This is a genomic window from Candidatus Symbiopectobacterium sp., from assembly GCF_020054415.1.
Lineage (GTDB): Bacteria > Pseudomonadota > Gammaproteobacteria > Enterobacterales > Enterobacteriaceae > Symbiopectobacterium.
The window spans coordinates 1-1,154 of record NZ_JAHWCO010000288.1 but is presented as its reverse complement, the minus strand read 5'-3'; the positions used below and the strand labels follow the sequence as shown (position 1 = coordinate 1,154).

The following is a 1,154-nucleotide window of genomic DNA, read 5'->3' as shown; positions in this document are numbered from 1 at the left end:
TGGTCATCTAAGTCTGAGAGACTACGATGCTCAGGTGGGTGAAGCCATGGCCATGGTCAAAGCGCTTAACCGGATCACGCTATTAGGAATGCCGAACAGTATTCGCATCACGTAACAATCGACCCGTATGGGGCGCAGTCTACAGGTTCTGATTTATTCAACAAAGCCGCGAACAAGCGCTGTGAGCCTCATTTCCTTGCACTGAATATGCAGCACTTGGTTTATACCAAACGGGGCATGCCCGTTCCGTTGAGTTACTATCTGGTGGGGGAGGTCTTATGGGAGGAACCGACTCAGCTGCTGCAACTGGCCAAAATGTCTCTTGAGGGCGCAGAACAGGACAAATCAGAGCGTGAGCACTGCACACGGTTAAAGGATTTGCCCAATCTGAATCACGATCTTGAGCGAATGCTATGGAAAGCGGGAATCAGAAATGCTGACGAGCTGCAACAATACGGCGCAAAGGAGAACTACTTGAGGTTAAAAGCTGTCAGTAAACATGCCAGTGTGAATATTTTACTGGCGTTGGCGGGCGCGATTTGCAGAACGCATCAGGCCGCTTTACCAAAAGGGGTAAGAAACGAGCTGATTGAATGGTATAAACACCATTCAGCGCCGTTGCCTAAAACCTGAAACGTCAACTTGCGCGGTATCTTCAAAGGTAATGATGTGTACTAGCTCAGGCCTGAACTGACAGTTACCGATTATTTATACAGGTGTCTGTCAGATTACATCTGGTTCAGATTCTTTTCTGCCCAGATCCGTTTTCCATCGAGTAAAGTGGCCATCGGCGTACGCCCGCAGCACATTTTTCCCTGATGAGTTCACTCATTATTGTAATGCCACAACCAGTTGTCCAGATCTACCTGCAGGCTTTCCAGGTCTCCATATAACTTCTTGCGGAACGTACCTGATAAAAATCCTGCAAAATGGTTTTATGGAAGCGCTCGCAGATGCCGTTCGTCTGCGGAGACATCGCCTTCGTTTTCGTATGCTCGATATCGTTGATAGCCCGATAAAGCTGATAATCATGCTGCTCCACTTTACCACAGTACTCCGTACCCCTGTCGGTCAGTATTCTCAGCACCGGCAGTCCCTGAGCCTCGTAGAACGGGAGTACGCGATCATTGAGCAGGTCGGCGGCGGTGATCGGT

1 protein-coding gene and 2 pseudogenes are annotated in these 1,154 nt (G+C 49.2%); 2 read left to right on the top strand and 1 reads right to left on the bottom strand.

The annotated features are described in order from the left end of the window. Together QZ506_RS08350 and QZ506_RS08345 are read left to right on the top strand one after the other, a co-directional pair. Positions 1-115: pseudogene (locus QZ506_RS08350) on the top strand (IS5/IS1182 family transposase); the annotation flags it as partial. Beyond that, positions 82-633, top strand: coding sequence for a TfoX/Sxy family DNA transformation protein (locus QZ506_RS08345; RefSeq protein ID WP_367272990.1), 552 nt, complete (start codon positions 82-84; stop codon positions 631-633). The pseudogene QZ506_RS08350 and the gene QZ506_RS08345, both read left to right, overlap by 34 nt. A 95-nt stretch (positions 634-728) precedes the next feature. Here QZ506_RS08345 and QZ506_RS08340 read toward each other — a convergent pair. Next, positions 729-1,154, bottom strand: a pseudogene (locus QZ506_RS08340) (integrase core domain-containing protein); the annotation flags it as partial.